Genomic DNA, 553 nt, shown 5'->3' with positions numbered 1-553 from the left:
GTATCATTAGCTGAGCAACAACTTGGCGGTGGCGTTACTCGTTAATTTTATATACGAAATGGATATAGAGGAGAGGCATGCTGTCTCTCCTTTCTCATACATTTTTTTAGTAAATAAGCTTAGTAGCGTTAGAATATTTTTAGATTTACAACTATAACTCGAATTTATTTGTTTAACTTTTAGACTCACGAGGTTTTAAATACATAATTAATTTTTGCGAAATAAAAGGATAAAAGATGCGAGGTTGTATTTGATACGAAAGGAGCAGAAAAAATGAAATATGAAGCGTTATTTACAGTTGAGATTTCTGTAGGAAGTGAAAGAGTAGCAAATCATAAAATAAAGGCCCATGATGTCATTGATGTTGTTGAAAAGCTTGCTGAGAAGTATTTAAGTGATCATGAGGGACATTCTCAAAATGAATAAAGGAGAATAGTGATATGACCTGTCATGATGTTAATAATGAAACGAAAGAAAAAAAAGATTTAAAATGGTGGCAACTCTCACTTATTGGGATTGGTTGTACGATAGGGACGGGCTTTTTTTTAGGATC

General features: G+C 32.7%; 2 protein-coding genes. Both read left to right on the top strand.

Annotated features, from left to right (window positions below):
* Window positions 1–273: 273 nt before the first annotated feature.
* Window positions 274–426: a hypothetical protein gene (locus MR168_RS33055; protein WP_167498208.1), complete on the top strand. Its 153-nt coding sequence runs from the start codon at window positions 274–276 to the stop codon at window positions 424–426.
* A 14-nt stretch (window positions 427–440) separates the two neighbouring features.
* A partial coding sequence (locus MR168_RS33050) for a hypothetical protein (RefSeq protein WP_242291771.1) occupies window positions 441–553 on the top strand: 113 nt, incomplete at its 3' end.

Source organism: Bacillus cereus group sp. BfR-BA-01356 (genome assembly GCF_022663635.1).
GTDB classification, from domain to species: domain Bacteria; phylum Bacillota; class Bacilli; order Bacillales; family Bacillaceae_G; genus Bacillus_A; species Bacillus_A cereus.
Note: the sequence above shows the minus strand (reverse complement) of the source record. Positions and strands in the feature narration are given on the sequence as shown.